General features: G+C 70.1%; 16 protein-coding genes. 12 read left to right on the plus strand and 4 right to left on the minus strand.

Translation table 11 applies throughout. The features are described from left to right. Positions 1-4: 4 nt before the first annotated feature. The 4 genes from AC6CCG_RS26000 to AC6CCG_RS26015 all read left to right on the plus strand — a co-directional run bounded on the left by AC6CCG_RS26000 (position 5) and on the right by AC6CCG_RS26015 (position 5205). A complete protein-coding gene (locus AC6CCG_RS26000) occupies positions 5-1783 on the plus strand; it encodes a glycosyltransferase family 61 protein (protein ID WP_496657657.1) in 1779 nt (592 codons plus the stop codon). Between the two features lie 4 nt (positions 1784-1787). Next, positions 1788-2537, plus strand: a complete 750-nt coding sequence (locus AC6CCG_RS26005) for a nucleotidyltransferase domain-containing protein (RefSeq protein WP_496657658.1) — start codon at positions 1788-1790, stop codon at positions 2535-2537. Then, entirely contained in the window at positions 2534-3103 is a 570-nt protein-coding gene (locus AC6CCG_RS26010) for a chloramphenicol phosphotransferase CPT family protein (RefSeq protein WP_496657659.1), read from the plus strand. The genes AC6CCG_RS26005 and AC6CCG_RS26010 overlap by 4 nt, the downstream gene beginning before the upstream one ends. Before the next feature lie 899 nt (positions 3104-4002). Then, positions 4003-5205 carry a phospholipase D-like domain-containing protein gene (locus AC6CCG_RS26015; RefSeq protein ID WP_496657660.1) on the plus strand — a complete coding sequence of 401 codons (1203 nt, stop codon included), beginning with the start codon at positions 4003-4005 and terminating at the stop codon, positions 5203-5205. A 6-nt stretch (positions 5206-5211) separates the two neighbouring features. Here the strand turns inward: AC6CCG_RS26015 and AC6CCG_RS26020 are convergent, their stop codons facing one another. Beyond that, positions 5212-8865, minus strand: a complete 3654-nt coding sequence (locus tag AC6CCG_RS26020; RefSeq protein WP_496657661.1) for a bifunctional glycosyltransferase/CDP-glycerol:glycerophosphate glycerophosphotransferase — start codon at positions 8863-8865, stop codon at positions 5212-5214. Between the two features lie 245 nt (positions 8866-9110). Here AC6CCG_RS26020 and AC6CCG_RS26025 point away from each other — a divergent pair, with 245 nt between their 5' ends. Further along, entirely contained in the window at positions 9111-9413 is a 303-nt protein-coding gene (locus AC6CCG_RS26025; RefSeq protein WP_152364081.1) for a DUF4193 domain-containing protein, read from the plus strand. 145 nt (positions 9414-9558) lie between these two features. On the opposite strand, the gene AC6CCG_RS26030 is transcribed toward AC6CCG_RS26025, so the two are convergent. Then, on the minus strand, positions 9559-9846 hold the full coding sequence (locus tag AC6CCG_RS26030; RefSeq protein WP_496657662.1) for a DUF4235 domain-containing protein: 288 nt from the start codon (positions 9844-9846) through the stop codon (positions 9559-9561). Positions 9847-9890: 44 nt separating this feature from the next. Between AC6CCG_RS26030 and AC6CCG_RS26035 the strand changes: the two genes are divergently transcribed. From AC6CCG_RS26035 to AC6CCG_RS26055, 5 genes are read left to right on the plus strand one after another with little or no spacing between them, the layout of a single operon-like run. Beyond that, entirely contained in the window at positions 9891-10349 is a 459-nt protein-coding gene (locus tag AC6CCG_RS26035) for a DUF3093 domain-containing protein (protein WP_496657663.1), read from the plus strand. A gap of 9 nt (positions 10350-10358) precedes the next feature. Then, on the plus strand, positions 10359-10886 hold the full coding sequence (gene dut, locus AC6CCG_RS26040; protein WP_496657664.1) for a dUTP diphosphatase: 528 nt from the start codon (positions 10359-10361) through the stop codon (positions 10884-10886). A 16-nt stretch (positions 10887-10902) separates the two neighbouring features. Beyond that, on the plus strand, positions 10903-11799 hold the full coding sequence (locus AC6CCG_RS26045; RefSeq protein ID WP_496657665.1) for a DUF3710 domain-containing protein: 897 nt from the start codon (positions 10903-10905) through the stop codon (positions 11797-11799). 36 nt (positions 11800-11835) lie between these two features. Beyond that, positions 11836-12219, plus strand: coding sequence for an OB-fold nucleic acid binding domain-containing protein (locus AC6CCG_RS26050; protein WP_496657726.1), 384 nt, complete (start codon positions 11836-11838; stop codon positions 12217-12219). After that, positions 12216-12926, plus strand: a complete 711-nt coding sequence (locus AC6CCG_RS26055) for a DUF3159 domain-containing protein (protein WP_496657666.1) — start codon at positions 12216-12218, stop codon at positions 12924-12926. The genes AC6CCG_RS26050 and AC6CCG_RS26055 overlap by 4 nt, the downstream gene beginning before the upstream one ends. 42 nt (positions 12927-12968) lie before the next feature. On the opposite strand, the gene AC6CCG_RS26060 is transcribed toward AC6CCG_RS26055, so the two are convergent. Both AC6CCG_RS26060 and AC6CCG_RS26065 read right to left on the minus strand, forming a co-directional pair. Next, positions 12969-13670, minus strand: a complete 702-nt coding sequence (locus tag AC6CCG_RS26060) for a potassium channel family protein (protein ID WP_496657667.1) — start codon at positions 13668-13670, stop codon at positions 12969-12971. Positions 13671-13672: 2 nt separating this feature from the next. Further along, the gene (locus AC6CCG_RS26065) at positions 13673-14320 is read right to left on the minus strand and encodes a potassium channel family protein (RefSeq protein ID WP_496657727.1); all 648 of its coding nucleotides are present in this window, start codon (positions 14318-14320) and stop codon (positions 13673-13675) included. Positions 14321-14403: 83 nt separating this feature from the next. Here AC6CCG_RS26065 and AC6CCG_RS26070 point away from each other — a divergent pair, with 83 nt between their 5' ends. Further along, positions 14404-16395 carry an APC family permease gene (locus AC6CCG_RS26070; protein ID WP_496657668.1) on the plus strand — a complete coding sequence of 664 codons (1992 nt, stop codon included), beginning with the start codon at positions 14404-14406 and terminating at the stop codon, positions 16393-16395. After that, positions 16395-17594: a class I SAM-dependent RNA methyltransferase gene (locus tag AC6CCG_RS26075; protein ID WP_496657669.1), complete on the plus strand. Its 1200-nt coding sequence runs from the start codon at positions 16395-16397 to the stop codon at positions 17592-17594. The genes AC6CCG_RS26070 and AC6CCG_RS26075 overlap by 1 nt, the downstream gene beginning before the upstream one ends. The last annotated feature ends 201 nt before the right edge of the window (positions 17595-17795 follow it).

Consider the following 17795-nt stretch of genomic DNA (forward strand, 5'->3'; position numbering starts at 1 on the left):
CTCCATGTCTGAACGACTTCTGAGCAACAAGGTACGGGCCGGTCTGCGGTCGCTGCGCCGTCGCGGCGAAGCTGGAGCCGTCGACGAGCCCGCCGTCGAGGCGCGCCCGGGTCTGCTGTCCGACGCCGGCATCGAACCGTCGCCGCGGGCCGACCGGTCGGTGATCATCCTGACCCAGGGCGACACCCGGACGCCGGTGGTGGAATGGCTGTCCGAGTTCGCCGGCGAGCGGCTGCACGTGATCTCGCTCGACGCCGACCCGGAGTGGGACCTGGACGGCCACGGCGCCGCGCATCACCGCGCCGAGACCCTTGATCAGTATCACTGGCTGCTGAAGCCGATCGGCCCGGTCGACGTGCTGATCGATCTGCTCCCGGTGGACGACGCCACCCATCTGCTCACCTGGCAGCGACTGTTCCTGCACCTGCGCCCGGGCGGGCTCTGGCTGGTGGACCGCCGGGCCCAGGGCCAGTCGGCGTTCACCGCGGCGTTCGCGGCCTGGGTGCAGACCATGATCGCCGCCGGCGGCACCGAGGACGTCGGAGCCAACGCGCGTGACCTCGAGCTCGGCGCCTCGACGGCGCAGGTCAGCATCAGCCGGGACCTTCTGGTGATCAAGAAGCGGCGCTGGCATTTCCTCAAGCTGCGCGACGCCGAGACCAACCGGGTGCTGGAGAGCCGCGAGCCCAACCTCCGGATGCGCGAGCTGGCCGCCGTCAAGGGCGGCGAGCTGGCTGTCGGCTCCCGGATCGTCTCGCACGAGTCCACGGTGCCGATCCCGGACCTGAACACCACGCTGACCTATCCGGACCTGCATCTGCGGCACTACACCGGCAAGATCGCGTACGTCTCCAACGCCCTGGTGCACGGGGAGTCGACGATCCTGCCGGACTCGTTCCGGCACCACCTGGAGGCGTCGCCGCGCAACGTCCGGGTGAACAGCATCTCGGCTGCCTGGGGCCGGATCCGGCAGGACCTCCGGCCGAAGGACGCGCTGCCCGGCCACTACTACCAGCTGGACTGCGAGAACCCCGGCCACTTCGGCCACCTGATGACCGAGGTGATCTCCCGGCTCTGGGGCTGGGACGCCGCCAAGGCGGAGATCCCCGACCTGAAGGCCCTGTTCCGGATCAGGTTCCCGCACGAGCGTGACCCGGCGCTGGAACGGCGCCTGTTCACCGCGTACGGGATCGACGAGGCCGACATCGTCTGGGCCGACCATCCCGTGTACGTGGAGTCGCTGGTCGCCGCCACCCCGCAGTTCCACAACCAGCGCCCGCACTATGTCCACCCCGGCCTGATCGACACCTGGCGCCGCATCGGCGAGAAGTTGATCAACCGGTCGGTGGAGACTCATGATCAGATCTTCATCTCGCGCAAGGACACCTTGTCCAACCGGGTCTGCCGGAACACTCGCGAGGTGGAGCGCTGGTTCGCCGATCACGGGTTCACGATCATCTACCCGGAGACGCTCGACCTGAGCGAGCAGGCCGGGGTCTTCGCCGGAGCCCGGGTGATCGCCGGGTTCGGCGGCTCGGCGCTGTTCAACGCCATCCACGCGGAGAAGCTGGAGACGTTGATCATCCTCAACCACGAGTCGTACACGGCCCGCAACGAGCACCTGATCTCCGCCCTGCTGAACTGCGACGTGCACTACTTCTGGAGCCGGTCCGACGTGGCCCACCCGCCCGGCGGCTGGTCGGAGGAGGCCTACTACTCCAGCTGGGAGTTCGACTTCGACCACAACCGGGCCGAGGTCGAGAAGCTCCTCGCGGAACTCTGACCCGGTGTTCACGCCGGGGGAGCGGGACGCCCTCAAGGCGGCGTTGATCGAGTGGGCCCGGACGGATCCCGACGTGAACGCCGCTGCCGTACTGGGTTCGGCTGCGCTCGGCGCCGAGGACCGCTGGTCCGACATCGATCTGGCGCTTCGCCTCCGGCCGGGCGCCGATCATGATCAGGTGATCGAACGCTGGACGGCGGCGATGATCACCGAGCACGGCGCGGTGGACCGGCTGGACGTACGGGCCGCCGGAGCGCTCTACCGGGTGTTCCTGCTCGCCTCGTCGCTGCAGGTCGACCTGTCGTTCTGGCCCGCGGACGCGTTCCGCCCGCACGGTCCCGCCTTCCGGCTGATCTTCGGCGAGGCGCTGGCCGGCGAGGATCCGGTGCCGCCGGAACCGGAACGGCTGATCGGGCTCGGCTGGCTGTACGCCCTGCACGTCCGTTCGGCCCTCGCCCGCGGCCGGCCCTGGCAGGCGGTGATCATGCTCGACCAGTTCCGCGAGCAGCTGATCCAGCTCGCCTGCCTGCGTTACGACCTGCCGGCCCAGCAGGGCCGTGGCGTCGACCGGCTGCCCGCGCCGTTCCTGGCGACCCTGGCGGACGCCCGGGCGGGCTCGCTGGAGCCCGCCGAGCTGCGCCGGTCGGGGGCCGCCCTGCTGCGCTGCCTGGCCGCCGAGGCTGCCGAAGTGGATCCCGCGCTGGCCGAGCGGCTGGCGCCGGTGCTGACCCTGTTGACCCCGGAGGAACCATGATCATCAACGCGGTCGTCCTGAACGGCGGCTCCAGCTCCGGCAAGAGCTCGCTGGCCAGGGCCCTGCAGGACCTGCTGCCCGACCCGTGGCTGACCTTCGGCGTGGACGCCTTCATCGAGGCCCTGCCGCACCGGCTGACCGGCGACGGTGACGGGATCTCCTTCGCCGCGGACGGCGGGGTCGACGTCGGCGCGGCCTTCATGGAGCAGGAAACCCTGTGGATGAAGGGAATCGGCGAGATGGCGCGAGCCGGCGCCAAGATCATCATCGACGACGTGTTCCTCGGCGGCGATCATTCCCAAGGTCGCTGGCGCACCGCCCTGGCCGGCGCCGGTGTCCTCTGGGTCGGCGTCCGCTGCGCCCCCGACGTCGCCGAGGCCCGCGAGCGCGCCCGTGGCGACCGCACCGTCGGCATGGCCCGCCGGCAGGCCGACCTGGTGCACCGCAACGTCACCTACGACGTGGAGGTCGACACCGCCACCCAGACCCCGGCCGAGGCCGCCGCCCGGATCGCCGAACTCCTCACCGAAGACTCCGCCGACCGGTCACAAAAGCAGGCATTCTGACGGCGTGTCGCAGCGGAAGTGACCGGTCGATCAGGCTGGGGAGGGAGCGGCGCAGGGGAGATCGAGCTCTGCGGGCAGGCTGCGGGAAGCCCGGGTGCAGGAGGACAACGGGCGGGGCCGAGGTCCGGGACCGCGAGGTGCGGGGAGGCCGAGGTGTAGGGAAGCCGGGGGGGGTGACGGGAGGCCCGGGTGTGGGAGGCCTGGGGTGCGGGAGGCCAACGGGCGGGCGCCGAGGGTCCGGGACCGCGAGGTGCGGGGGCACGGGGTGCGGGAGCGCGAGGAAGCGAGGTTCGGATGGCCGAGATGCGGGAGCGCGAGGCCCGGGGGGGGTCGAAATGCGGGAGGCCGATGTGAGGGGCGCGGGTGCGGGCCGCGAGGTGGGGGCGCGGGGTGCGGTTGGCCGAAGTTGCGGCAGGCCGCACTGTGGAAGGCCGAACTGCGGTAGCGCGAAGTGCGAGAGGCCGACGTGCGGGAGACCGACGTACAAAGGGGCCGAGTGCCGTGCGGCTGAGGCGGCGGGACGTGCGGAATGTCTGGGATCGGTGTGCCCGTCCGGGGCGCCAGGTTCCGTGCCCGATCTGAAGCGGGATCGGTGCGGGCCTGGAGGGGATCGCTGCCGATCCGAAGAACGAGGCTCCCCGTACCGTGCTCGGCGCCGCCTCATCGAGTGTGACGATACGACCCTCCGAGATCGATTTCGCGCGGTGCCAACCTCAGACTCGACGACTTGATCGGTGCTTCGCCGGTGATCGACTCCTGTGACGCCCGGCTGTCGCAGTGTTCCGCCGGTTCTCGCGTTGGTGGCGCCGTGTTCCGCTGACTTTCGCGCTGGCCGCAGCCATCGGCGAGTCATGGGCAAGGTCTTGCCCAAATCTGGAGCTCGTGTGAACAATTCTCACATGGTGACGCTGCGGCAGGTTCCCCGACGGCTTCTTCTCTGGCTGGCGCTGCTGGCCCTGGTGTCCGCCGGGCTGGCCGGGCTGCCGGGTACGGCACAGGCCAGCCAGCAGCCGGTGACGGTCACGATCGACAAGACCAGGGTGGACCTCGTCTTCAACGATCCGGTGGCCAACAGTGGCGAGGACCGTACCCAGCTGAACAAGATCATCAGCCTGTTCGACGGTGCCCCGGCCGGCTCTACCGTCCGGATCGCGCTCTACAGCATCACCGCCAACATCGTCGGCGATGCGATCAAGCGAGCGGTCGACCGCGGTGTGAACGTCTACGCGGTGCACAACGGTGAGGACCAGAAGTCGACCGACGACTCACCGCCGGCGCTGGCGAACCTGCTCGGCTCGCGGCACCACTGGTGTGATCACGGCAGCGCGACGCTGGCGTACGGCGGCGGCTGTCTGTCCAACAGCGACACCGGCCTGATGCACATGAAGTACATCCTGTTCTCGCGCACGAAGGACGCGTCCGGAACCGCGCGGGACTGGGTCACCTGGGTCAGCTCGGCCAACATGACGTACGCGTCGGGCGCCAAGCTGTTCAACAACACGTTCACGTTCTACGGCGACCAGGCGCTCTACGACGGCTTCGTCAACCAGATCTGGACGCCGCAGTGGAACGAGCAGACGTTCCCGAACAACGACTTCTATGTCGCGTCGACGCCGCGCGGCTACTTCGGCTCGGCCGACTCGAACACCACCGTGTACGCGTCGCCGGAGCAGACCACCGACCTGGTGGTGAACCGGCTCGACTACCTCACTCCGGACTCGGCCTGCCGGATCCGAGTCATGCAGGCCTCGATCAACGACACCCGGCTGGCGGTGATCAACAAGCTGGTCCAGCTCAAGCAGGGCGGCTGCCACGTCTGGGTCGCCGTCGAGAACATCCAGCCGCAGGCCCTGGCCGCGCTGAAGGCCGCCGGCATCCCGGTCCGGAAGGCGCCGATCCACGACAAGATGTTCCTGATCTACGGCAAGTACGGCGACACGACCGTCGACCGGACCGTCGTCCTGGCCGGCTCGCACAACCTGACCCTGTCCGCGCTACGGCACAACGACGAGTTGTTGATCAAGGTCACCGACAGCCAGCCGATGTACGACGCGTTCTACACCCACTTCAACGACGCCTACAACACCGGCTCCGCCCTCTAGGGAAGGTCAATCGCGCACTGAGCCTGTCGACGTGCCGAGCCGGACCGGTCCTTGCCCTTCGACAGGCTCAGGGAACGGGTGGGGACCCCAGACCTCGTCAACCACCCGGGAGGCCGCGGAGCCGTCGTCGCGCGGCGCGAACCGTTCGACGAAGCCGCGGTAGCGCTCGCCGTGCCGCTCGAAGAAGGTCGGCAGCAGCCGTAGTTCTCGGACGACCGCCGCCTGATCATGGCAGACCGGTCCCGGCACCGTGTCCTCGTAGTCCAGGTAGAACCCGCGGGTGCTGTCCCGGTAGGTGGCGAGGTCGGGTGCGAGCAGCAGGATCGGCTTGCCGGTGACCGCGAAGTCGAACATCACCGACGAGTAGTCGGTGATCAACACGTCCGCGGCCAGCATCAGATCGTTCAGGTCCGAGTACTTGGTCACGTTGATCACCGACTTCGGCACCGTGATCTCCGACTGCGCCGTGTTCGAGTGCCCGCGGAGCAGGAAGGTGCTGTGCGGCAGCTCGGAGCCCAGCCGGGCGAAGTCGAGGTGGCTGACCAGCGCATACCGGTTGTTCTTGGTCACGTTGTCCCGCCAGGTCGGCGCGTACAGCACCGCCGTCTCCGTCTCGCCGATCGCGAACAGCCGTCGGATCGCTCGTCGCCGCTCGTCCGCCGCCTCGCCGAGCAGGGCGTCGTTGCGCGGGTAGCCCGTGTTGATCACCGGGCCCCGGTAGCCGAAGGCGCGGGGGAGCGCCTCGGCGGAGAAGTCGTTCTGGGCCAGCAGATGGTCCCAGAACTCGGCCTCGCGCCGCATCAGGCCGCGGTACGAGAGCGACAGGTTCTGGGGCGGCACGTCATGGCCGATCCGCTTCAGCGGCGTGCCGTGCCAGGTCTGCAGATAGGTCTGGTGCGGCCGCTTCCGGAAGTAGAAGGGAAAGTTGTTGTTGTTGACCAGGTAGCGGGCCCGGGCCAGCACGTCCATCCACTCCCGCGAGTGCATCAACAGCGGCGTGCCGCCCTCGGGCGGCTGCACCCCATGATCATCGACGGACCAGAACAGCTGCAGCCCAAGATCACGACGGTGCAGCTCCTGGTGCAGCGCCAGCACCGAGTCGCCGACCGAGCGTCCGTTGTAGCTCTCGAACAGGACGGCGTCGAGGGGCTCGACCGGGCGCTCGTCGAGGAAGATCGCGTGCAGCCGGCGCTGCGCCAGCCGGCCCCGCTCATCCGCCCGGTACGGCTTGCGCGGCTTCACCCAGAGCGCCGCGGCGCGCGGGGTCCGGCTCAACCGGACCGCGCTGGTCCGGCTCTGCAGGTCCAGCGGGAACCGTGCCTGCAGCCGCTCCTCGACCCGGACCCAGCGCTCGATCTGCCCGCCGTCCGGCTGGAAGGCGGCGAGTCGCAGGCTGAAGCCACCACCGGACAGCCGCCGGCCGTACTCGCTGAGCAGCGGGATCCGGCCGCTGAACGTCCCGGTCACCGGGTCGACGTCGGCCACGACCGAGGTGGTCGGCGCCGCGGACCCCGCGATCCGGAGTTGATACTGCGGTGCGGTCGGCGTCGACAGGGAACCGCGGACGACAAGGTCGTCGCCGTCCAGTTCGACGTCCTCGACGGCTGCCCACCAGTGGTTCTGCAGCAGCCGAATGGTGCCGATCCGGGAGCAGATCGCCCGCAGCCGGTGATGGGTCGGCGAGAGCCGGTCGAGCTCGTCGGTGCCGCCGGGCCAGATCAGCCGGAGCCGGCGGTCGACGCCCGGGATCAGGCGCACGTTCCAGACGTGCTCGTCGGCGCGCTGCCTGCGGTCGACGAGTTCCGGCAGAGTGACCTCGAACGTGGTCCGGTCCGGCCGGTCCGGATCGCGCCGGCCCGGCGTGGTGAGGGTCTGCTTCAACGAGGGTGCGGTCAGTTCCAACGCCGTGACCGGGGCGCCGGTCACCACGAGCCGTACCGTCAGGTCGTCCAACCGCAGCGACTCGAGCGTGACGGCAGGCAACTCTTCGTGCTTGAGCACCAGCCCGGCGTCGCCGGCGAACTCGATCACCCAGCGCCCCTGCTCGGACAGCGGGCAGACCGGCAGCCGGGAGGCCGAGCCGCGCAGGTCGCGGCGGTTCAGCGGGCCCTCCCGGGACTCGCCGTGTGCTTCCACGCCGACCCGCAGGTGCCAGGCCCGCTGCTCCGGATGTCGCTGCCGGAACTCGTCCAGCAGATCGGCGTCGATCCGGCCGACGAAGCCGGTCGAGGCATAGCTGTTCCAGGCATCGCCGGACTCCTGGTCGATCGCCTCGTCGGTCCGCCGCTCCAGCGGTACGGTCAGCGTCGCCGGCTCCGCCTCGCCCGCGTCGTCGCCGACCAGCTGCAGCCGGATCCCGGTCACCTGATCACCGGGCAGGCCCGCGATGTAGGCGTGCCCGGTCACCTCGAGCACCCGGCCGGTCCAGTCGATCCGGTCCACCCGGGTGACGAAGCCGAGGTCGGACTCGGCGAGCCTGAGCCGAGCCGGGTCCGGCGCGATCACGGCGAGGTCCTCGTCGTAGCTCGGGTCGAGCCGGATCCCGTCCGCGTCCGCCACGGTCGGCACCCGCCAGCCGTACTCGCTGCGCCGGGTGACCAGCCGGGTCACGGTGTCCCGCCGGTCCGCGACCAGGGCCAGCGTGGCCAGCCGGTCGATGATCGGGATCTGGTTCCAGCCGTCGGTGTCGAGATCGGCGGCCAGTTGCGCGGTCGCCTGCTGCAGCGTGGTCCAGTAGTCGAGGTCGGTCCGCGGCACCTGCTCGACGTAGGAGCGCAGGTCGAAGCCGACCGCCTTCGCCAGCCAGGCGGTGTAGGTGACCGGGTCGGCCTGCTCGCGCAGGATCTGCCGGACCCGGTGCTTGACGGTGAGCCGGTCGGCCAGGTCGTCCGGGTCGGCCTTCTGCTGGGTGATCGAGGAGCCGTCCTCGCGGACCCGCCAGTCGTAGGTCACGGCGGCCAGCACGTCGAAGGTGCCGGCGGTGAAGGCCTTGGCGGTCGGCTCCTGGTCCTCGTACCGGATGCCGACCGGGAATCGCTGCACGACCCGCTGGAAGAAGTCGGTCCGGAACAGTTTGTTGCAGACGAAGACGTCCTTGAGCACGTCCGGGAAGTCGCGGACCTGGACCCCGTACCGGTCCCGGGCATGCACCTGGCCGGCCCAGTCCGGCACCCAGCGGCGCTGCTCGGTCATCCGGCGCGGGGTGCCGATGGCGAAGTCGGAGCCGCTCTTCCGGAGCGCCTTGACCAGCGTCTCGATCGCGTCCGGCGGCAGTTCGTCGTCGGAGTCGGCGAAGGTGAGGAAGGCACCCCGGGCGTGCCGGAGGCCGGTGTTCCGCGCGGCGCCGAGACCCTGGTTGTGCTGCCGGATGATCCGGAACCGCCGGTCCTTCCTGGCGTACGTCTTCGCGATGTCGATCGACCCGTCCGGCGAGCCGTCGTCGATCAACAGCACCTGGAGGTCCTGGTGGGTCTGCCGCTCGATCGACCGCAGGCACGCGTCGAAGTACTGCTCGACGCGATAGAAGGGAACGATCACCGTCACCAGTGCGTTGGGTCGGTCCTGCACCACCTGGCGTACCGTGCGAACCGCCTGCCGGAGCACGGGCGGAGACTTTCGCTGCCAGTAGGTCTTGACCGCGTCCGGGACGGTTGGGGGCATCGGCTACGCATCCTCCTTCGGCGAACGGTCAGGGAGCGTACACCAGATCGTGACCATCGCGGGGGGACCCGGAGCGCCCGATCAGCAGGTGTCGAAACCAGGGCTCCGGAGCCGGAATTTTCCCGCGGGGAATGCGTTGAAGGTCCCGACACGAGGGTTGGGAGGGAACAGCGACTTGAACGATGTGATAAGTATGCGCACGACTTCAGCAGTCAGGCTGGGCGAACAACCCCAGGAAGGGAACGATGGCGACCGATTACGACGCCCCACGTAAGACCGAAGAAGAACTCAGCGAAGACAGCATCGAGGAGCTCAAGACCCGCCGCAATGACAAGAACTCGGGGACGGTGGATGAAGACGAGGCGGAAGCCGCCGAGAGCTTCGAGCTGCCCGGGGCGGACCTGTCGCACGAGGAACTGACGGTACGGGTGCTGCCTCGGCAGTCCGACGAGTTCACCTGTGCCGGGTGTTTCCTGGTCCGACACCGCAGCCAGATCGCGGAGCAGAAGGCGAACGGGGACGCCTACTGCTTCGATTGCGCGGGCTGACACCTCGCCGGAGCGATCGGTCGACAAGGGCGCAACTCACTCAACGAGAGCCGCTCACCGAAGAATCACAGAAGAATCGAGGCGCCGCACCCGATGATCGGGTGCGGCGCCTCGGTCTGTGGCCAGTGAACCACTCGCCACAACGTTAGATCTTGAGCTTGATCCCGGGGATCGCCGTCGGCGCGGCGCCGGTCTGGTTGGACCAGCGGCGGGCGGCGAGCCGGGTCACCAGCAACTGCGTGACGCCGACTCCGACGCCGCTGGCGATGGCCCAGCTGACCGCGACCTTGACCGGCGTGTCCGGGTCGGTCGGGCTCGGCGGCGCGTCGCCGGTGGCCACCTTCCAGGCGGTCGTGACGATCTTCTGGGCGGCGATCGTCGTGACGGCGCCGACCACGCCGATGTACACCTTCCACAGCAGCTTCTGCTCCACACCGCCACCCTAGTACCAACGGCGCGCTCTATAGGGTGACCGACGTGGGGTATTCGGAGCGTCTGCTGCCGCCGCTGTCGTGGTGGTTGATCACGCTGCTCGGCGCGGTGGTGCTGTGGCCGGTGGTCGGCATCGCGGTCGGCTTCTGGTGGGGACTCGCCGTCGCCGCGGCCGTGTTCGCCGTGATCGGCGCGATGCTGCTGGCCGGTTCGGTCATGATCACGGTGGACGCCGACGGGCTGCGGGTGGGCCGGGCCTGGATCGAGCACCGCTACCTGGCCGGCAGCCGGGCCCTGGATGCCGATCGGACCAGGTCGCGGCGCGGGCCGACGGCCGACGCCCGGGCCTACCTGGTGCTCCGCCCGTACCTCCGCGAGGCGGTGGAGATCGAGCTCGACGACCCGGCCGACCCGGTGCCGTACTGGCTGGTGTCCTCCCGGCACCCGGAACGTTTGGCCGACGCGCTGCGCGAGGCTGCGGCGCCGGCGACCCCGCGCGGCTAACCTGACCCGGTGTCTCCGCTCGATCACGCCGCGCGCGCCCAGGTGATCCCCGCGACCGAGACGGTCCGGGTCCAACTGCTCCGGCTCGACCCCGGCCTGGAACCTCCCGACTACGCCCGGCCCGGCGACGCCGGCGCCGACCTGCGGTCGAGCGAGACCGCCGTCCTCGAGCCGGGGGAGCGGCGGGTCCTCGGCACCGGCGTCGCGATCGCACTGCCCGACGGGTACGCGGCGTTCGTCCACCCGCGGTCCGGCCTGGCGGCCCGGCACGGGATCACGGTGGTCAACGCGCCCGGCACGGTGGACGCGGGCTACCGGGGCGAGATCAAGGTCTGCTTGATCAACACCGATCGGTCCGAACCCGTCACGATCAACCGGGGCGACCGGATCGCGCAGCTGGTCGTGCAGCGGGTCAGCCGGGCCGAATTCGTTGCCGTGGAAGCACTTCCGGACTCGGTCCGCGGCTCCGGCGGGTACGGCTCGACCGGCGGCCACGCGAGCCTGGTGGACACTGGGCATACGGATCAGACCCGATGACGCTAAGGTGCGGCAGGTGATCTTTCGACGGAGGAAGCGCCGCGATCAGGAACCGGAAGCGGCGACGGCCGACGAGGCCCCCGAAACCCCCGCTGACGATGAAACCCCCGAGGCCGACGACACCGACTCCGGGCGGGCCGAAACCGACGCGGTGACGGACGATCACGAAGACGCCGACGACGCGGATTCCGACGACGCCGAGGACGAGGGCGACTCGGAGGATCCCGACGCCGAGGACCCCGAAGCGGCCGAGGACTCCGACGGTACGGATCTCGACGTCGACGACCTGGACGGCCGGGAGTGGCGGCACGAGGGCCCGTACGACGTGACCGAGGTGGACCTCGAGGCCGAGCCGGAGGCCGGCCCGCGGATCGATCTGGGCAGCATGATCATCACCGGCATCGAGGGCGCCGAGCTGCGGCTGCAGGTGGCCGACGAGACCCAGCAGATCGTCTCGGCGATGTTGATCAGCAAGGACTCCGCCCTGGAACTCGGCGCGTTCGCCGCTCCGCGCAGCGGCGGGCTGTGGTCCGAGTTGCGCGAGGAGCTGATCGAGGCGGCCGGCGCCGCCGGCGGTTCGGCCGCGGTGGTCGAGGGCCCGTTCGGCGTGGAGCTGCGGCGGCTGCTGCCGGTGCAGACGCCGGACGGGGAGCAGGGCTACCAGCCGTCCCGGATGTGGGTCGCCGAGGGGCCGCGCTGGCTGCTCCGCGGCATCGTCTACGGCCAGGCGGCGCTGGTCGACGGCCTGGAATCCCCGGTCGCCGAGCTGCTGGACTGCTTCCGTGCCACCGTGGTGCGACGCGGCGAGGAGGCCCGGGCTCCGGGAGATCTGCTGCCGTTGACGCTGCCCCGTACTGAATCGGTACAACAACCCGGTGACGACGGTACCGAGGAGGTTGAAGGTGCGGGATAATGGAGTCGTACACGCCTCACATCGGAAGTGATGATCATGGGCAAGGCCGGCGAGTTCTTCTCCCGGGTGCTGCAGCGGCTGGCGTCCTCGAATGAGGACCTGGAGTCGGCGGAGCTGCAGAAGAACGTTCGCGACTCCGGAGCACGGCCGATCAAGCAGTGCAAGGACCGCGAGGTCGTCGATCTGGCCGGCACCATCGCGGCCGTGACGATCAACCCACGCGGCGGCCACCCGGCCCTCGAGGCGGAACTCCGCGACGGCTCCGGCGCGGTCACCCTGGTCTGGCTCGGCCGTCGGCAGATCGCCGGCATCGACGCCGGCCGGTCGGTGAAGGTGAGCGGCCGGATCAGCTGTGGCGGGGAAGGCCGGATCATGTACAACCCGCGGTACGAGCTGATCCAGAGCACCCACGCCGGATGACGGACACCACCGCCGCCGAGACGGGTCCGAAGCAGTTCCGCTACGTCGAGGAGTGGGTCCGGCACGAGGTCGGCCAGGCGCTCGGCGGCCCCCGCGGCATGCTCGAGGGTGCACTCCCGTTCGTCGCGTTCACGCTGGCCTGGGTGTTCGGCCAGGACCTGCTCCGCGCGATCATCGCGGCCGTCGCGGTCGCCGTCGTGCTGGCGGTGGTCCGGCTGGTCCAACGCCAGCCGATCCGGTACGTCCTCCAGGCGGTGGTGCCGACCGTGGTCGCGGTCGTGGTCGCCGCGCGGACCGGCCGGGCGGAGGACGCGTTCGTGCCCGGCATCCTCTACAACGCCGCCCTGGCCGCGCTGGCGATCATCACGATCGCGGTCCGGCGGCCGCTGTTCGGCTTCATCATCGGCGCCGCGCTCGGCGACGCACTGAGCTGGGCCGGCGACAAGGGCCTGGTCCGGATGATGAGCAAGCTGACCGCGGTGATGGCGGCCTCGTACACGATCCGGGTGGTGGTCCAGTTGCCGCTCTACCTGGCCGACCAGGTGCTGCTGCTCGGCATCGCCAAGGTCGCGCTCGGCTGGCCGCTGCTGATCGCCGCGCTGGCCGTGATCGGCCTGCTGCTGTCCCGAGGCCGTACCCCGATCGAGGACTCGCCGCTCGCCCAGGCCGCCCTGCGGAAGCAGGACGAGGATGAGAACGCGCACTGAGCCTGCCGAAGTGCCGCCCAGGCGCAGGGAACGGGTTCCGACCTAGCTGCGGACCGCTCCAGCTCCCGGCACGCTGCGGACCTCGCCGCGCGGGGACAGCATCTCGGCCAGTTCCCGTTCGTAGTCCTGGGCGGTCACGAAGAGCAGTTCGTCCCCGGTCTCGAGGGTGCCGTCCGGGTCCGGCGGCCGGGCATGGCCGTCCCGGATCACGGCGACCAGCACGACGTCGCCCGGCCAGCTGATGTCGCCGACCCGGACGCCGACCTGCGGGCTGCTCTCCGGCAGCGTCATCTCGACCAGGTTGGCCTCGCCCTCGTGGAACGTGAGCAGCCGGACCAGGTCGCCGACGCTGACCGCCTCCTCGACCAGGGCGCTCATCAGCCGCGGCGTGGACACGGCGACGTCGACGCCCCACACCTCGTTGAACAGCCACTCGTTCTTCGGGTGGTTCACCCGCGCAACCGTACGGGGCACGCCGAACTCGGTCTTCGCCAGCAGCGACACGACCAGGTTCACCTTGTCGTCGCCGGTGGCGGCGATCGCGACGTCGCAGCTGTCGATCTCGGCCTCCTCCAGCGAGGACAACTCGCAGGCGTCGGCGAGCAACCACTCGGCCTCGGGCACGGTCTCGGTCTTGATCGAGCGCGGGTCGCGGTCGATCAGCAACACCTGGTGACCGTTCTCGACCAGCTCGGCCGCGATCGAGCGGCCGACGTTCCCGGCTCCGGCGATGGCAACACGCATGATCAGTCCTCCTCCGGGGGTGCGCCGAAGATCGCTTCCACGTCGGCCAGCCGGGAGTCCTGGACGGCGGCGTAGACCAGGTCACCGTCCTGGAACACGGAGGTCGGCTTCGGGATGTGACCGGTGCCGAGCCGGGCCAGGAACGGGATCCGGGCGCCGCTGGCCTGCTCGAGCTGGCTGATCGTGCGGCCGACCCAGGCCGGATGGACGTGCACCTCCATCAGCCGCACGCTGCCCGACGGGTCCCGCCACTGCGGCTCCGAGCCGGCCGGCAACAGCCGCCGGATCACCTGGTCCGCGGTCCAGCGCACGGTCGCGACGGTGGGGATGCCCAGCCGTTCGTACACCTCGGCGCGCCCGGGGTCGTAGATCCGGGCGACCACGTTCTCCACCCCGAACGTCTCCCGGACCACGCGGGCGGCCAGGATGTTGGAGTTGTCGCCGCTGGACACGGCCGCGAACCCGCTGGCGTCACCGATCCGGGCCTCGACGAGCACCTCGCGGTCGAAGCCGACCCCCTTCACCGTGGTGCCGGTGAAGTCCGGGCCGAGCCGTCGGAACGCATCCGGTTGCATGTCGATCACCGCGACCGTATGGCCGCGGCGCTCCAGAGCCCGGGCCAGCGTCGAGCCGACGCGGCCGCAGCCCATGATCACGATGTGCACGCCCAAGACGCTACACGACCAGCGTGGGTGGGGCCTCGGAGCCGGTCGTGGGTCTAGAGTGTCGGGACGTGAGTTTGTCCGACCTCGGCAAGCGCCTGCTGGTTGGGCGCAAATTACGCAGTACGCAGCTCGGCGAGACCCTGCTGCCGAAGCGCATCGCGCTCCCCGTCTTCGCCTCGGACGCGTTGTCCTCGGTGGCGTACGCGCCGGACGAGATCCTGCTGACCCTGTCCCTGGCCGGGATGGCGGGCTTCGCGTTCTCCTGGCCGATCGCGATCGCGGTCGCCGTGGTGATGCTCGTCGTCGTCGCCTCGTACCGGCAGAACGTGCACGCCTACCCGTCCGGCGGCGGCGACTACGAGGTCGCGACCGTCAACCTGGGCCGCAACGCCGGCACCACGGTGGCCAGCGCGTTGCTGGTCGACTACGTGCTGACCGTCGCGGTGTCGGTCAGTTCCGGCGTCCAGAACGCGAAGTCGGCGCTGCCGTTCATCGACGGCCACGAGGGCTGGATCGCTGCCGCCGCGGTGGTGCTGCTGATGGCGATGAACCTGCGCGGCGTCAAGGAGTCGGGCACGCTGTTCGCCATCCCGACCTACTGCTTCGTGATCGGCATCCTCGGCATGGTGCTGGTCGGGCTGTTCCGGATCCTGGTCATGCAGGAGCCGGTCCGGGTGCACAGCGCGCAGTACGAGGTGCAGGGCGATCCCGCCTTCACCTCGCTCACCGGCGTCATGCTGGTGATCTTGGTCGCCCGCGCGTTCTCCTCGGGCTCGGCGGCCCTGACCGGCGTGGAGGCGATCTCCAACGGGGTGCCGGCGTTCCGTAAGCCGAAGAGCAAGAACGCCGCCACGACCCTGCTGCTGCTCGGCACCATCTCGGTGAGCATGTTGATCGGCGTCATCACGCTGGCCAACCTGACCGGACTGCGGCTGATCGATCCCGGGCACTCGTTCTACGCCCTGAACGGCGTGCGCGTCGACGTCACCGAGGAGACCGCGATCGGCCAGCTGGCCCGGGCGATCTTCTCCGGCTTCCCGGTCGGCTTCTACTTCGTCGTCGCTGCGACCATGATCATCCTGTTCCTGGCCGCGAACACCGCCTTCAACGGCTTCCCGGTGCTGGGCTCGATCCTGGCCCGGGACGGCTACCTGCCGCGGCAGCTGCACACCCGGGGCGACCGGCTCGCGTACAGCAACGGGATCATCGTGCTGGCCGCGCTGGCGATCATCCTGATCCTGGCCTTCGACGCCGACGTGACCGCCCTGATCCAGTTGTACGTGGTCGGCGTGTTCGTGTCGTTCACGGTCAGCCAGACCGGCATGGTCCGGCACTGGACCCGGGAGCTGAAGTCGGAGACCCGGCCGGAGGTGCGCGGCCGGATGCAGCGGTCCCGGGTGATCAACTGCATCGGCCTGACCATGACCGGCACGGTGTTGATCATCGTCCTGCTGTCGAAGTTCCTGCAGGGCGCCTACATCGCGATCATCGCGATGGCGGTGCTGTTCGTCCTGATGAAGTTGATCAAGCGCCATTACGACGCGGTGGCCCGGGAGACCACGCTGGTGCCGGGCGAGGCGAAGACGCTGCCCAGCCGGGTGCACGCGATCGTGCTGGTCAGCAAGCTGCACAAGCCGACCGCGCGGGCGCTGGCGTTCGCGAAGGCGTCCCGGCCGAGCACCCTGGAGGCGATCACGGTCGACGTCGACGCCGACGACACGAAGCGGTTGGTCGAAGCCTGGGACGAGGCCGGCATCGAGATCCCGCTGAAGGTGGTCGCGTCGCCGTACCGCGAGGTGACGAACCCGATCCTCGAGTACGTGAAGACGATCAGGTCGGAGAGCCCGCGCGACGTGGTCACCGTCTTCATCCCCGAATACGTGGTCGGTCACTGGTGGGAGCAGATCCTGCACAACCAGAGCGCGCTGCGGCTGAAGGCGCGGTTGTTGTTCACGCCGGGTGTGATGGTCACCTCGGTCCCGTACCTGCTGGCGTCGTCGGACGTGGCCGAGCGCCGGTTCGCCCGGTCCGACCTGCAGGGCGCCCGCCGGCGGCGCTAGTGCCCGAGAGCGAGCAGGACCCGGTCGGGCCGGATGTCGTCGGCCCGGTCCTGGTCGGGCCGGTCGCGCACGGCGGGCACTGGGTGGCGCGGCACGACGGTCGGGTGATCTTCGTCCGGCACACGCTGCCGGGGGAGCGGGTCATGATCAAGATCACCGACCGGAGCCATGACCGGTTCTGGCGCGGCGACGCGGTCGAGGTGCTCGAACCCGCCGCCGGCCGGGTGCCGCCGCCCTGTCCCATCGCCGGGCCGGGCCGGTGCGGCGGCTGCGACTTCCAGCACGTCGATCTGCCCACCCAGCGCGAGCTGAAACGGCAGGTCGTCGCCGAACAGCTGGAGCGACTGGCCGGGATCTCCTGGGACGGGATCGTCGAACCGGTCGAGGACGCTGACGGGCTGGGCTGGCGGACCCGGATGCGCTACCACCTGGTTCATGATCAGCACGGCGGTGAGAGCCGGGCCGGGCTGCGCGCGCACCGGTCGGACCGGGTGATCGAACTGCCGCCGGAAGGCTGCCGGATCGCCGCGCCGCCGCTGCGGGTGCCGCCGCCGGTGCCCGAGGACGAACTGGTCGGCGTGGCCGTCGGTGACCAGGCCGTCTGGGCGGCGGGTGATCATCCGCCCGGGACGGTACGAGAGCGCGCGCTCGGCCGCGAGTTCACGGTCGCCGTGGACGGCTTCTGGCAGGCCCACTCCGCCGCGCCGAGCGTCCTGACCGGTGCCGTGCTGGACGGGCTCGCGCCCGAGCCCGGCGAAACCGCCTTCGACCTCTACTGCGGCGTCGGCCTGTTCGCGGCCGCCCTGCACGACCGCGGCTGCGTCGTCACCGGGGTCGAGGGCAACAAGCCCGCCGTTCAGCTCGCCCGCCGCAACCTGGCCGACGCCGGCGACCGGGCCCGCTTCGTCGCGGGTTCGGTCGACCGGGTGCTGAACCGCCCGGAGCACCGCGGCGGCCTGCCCGCCCGCACCGACCTGGTCGTCCTCGACCCGCCCCGCACCGGCGCCGGCCGCAAGGTGATCACCGCCCTGACCCGCCGCCACCCGCGCGCCATCGCCTACGTCGCCTGCGACCCCGCCGCCCTCGCCCGCGACCTCGGCTACCTCGCCACCGAGGGCTACCGCCTCACCTCCCTCCGCGCCTTCGACCTCTTCCCGATGACCCACCACATCGAATGCGTGGCCACCCTCCACCCCTGACCCCTCCAGAAAAGAGACCGCCGACCGGTCACCAAAGCAGCCGTTTCTGCGGTGTGTCGCTGCAGAAGTGACGTGTCGATCGGCGAGCGGGGGACGGCGCGTACGGAGCGTGCGATGAGGCCGGCCGACCACCGAGCCGGCGAATCGACCTACCACCCCTAGGTACTCCGGCATTCGACGTCGAGCGTCGTCCCCCGGCGC

The sequence above is a fragment of the Microlunatus sp. YIM B11417 genome (genome assembly GCF_059617205.1).

Excerpts from the sequence above, each read along its gene's own strand:
- AC6CCG_RS26020 (WP_496657661.1), bottom strand. The coding sequence starts at position 8,865 with ATGCCCCCAACCGTCCCGGACGCGGTCAAGACCTACTGGCAGCGAAAG.
- AC6CCG_RS26055 (WP_496657666.1), top strand. The coding sequence starts at position 12,216 with ATGACGGACACCACCGCCGCCGAGACGGGTCCGAAGCAGTTCCGCTAC.
- AC6CCG_RS26060 (WP_496657667.1), bottom strand. The coding sequence starts at position 13,670 with ATGCGTGTTGCCATCGCCGGAGCCGGGAACGTCGGCCGCTCGATCGCG.
- AC6CCG_RS26025 (WP_152364081.1), top strand. The coding sequence starts at position 9,111 with ATGGCGACCGATTACGACGCCCCACGTAAGACCGAAGAAGAACTCAGC.
- AC6CCG_RS26065 (WP_496657727.1), bottom strand. The coding sequence starts at position 14,320 with ATGGGCTGCGGCCGCGTCGGCTCGACGCTGGCCCGGGCTCTGGAGCGC.
- AC6CCG_RS26015 (WP_496657660.1), top strand. The coding sequence starts at position 4,003 with ATGGTGACGCTGCGGCAGGTTCCCCGACGGCTTCTTCTCTGGCTGGCG.
- AC6CCG_RS26000 (WP_496657657.1), top strand. The coding sequence starts at position 5 with ATGTCTGAACGACTTCTGAGCAACAAGGTACGGGCCGGTCTGCGGTCG.
- AC6CCG_RS26050 (WP_496657726.1), top strand. The coding sequence starts at position 11,836 with ATGGGCAAGGCCGGCGAGTTCTTCTCCCGGGTGCTGCAGCGGCTGGCG.
- AC6CCG_RS26010 (WP_496657659.1), top strand. The coding sequence starts at position 2,534 with ATGATCATCAACGCGGTCGTCCTGAACGGCGGCTCCAGCTCCGGCAAG.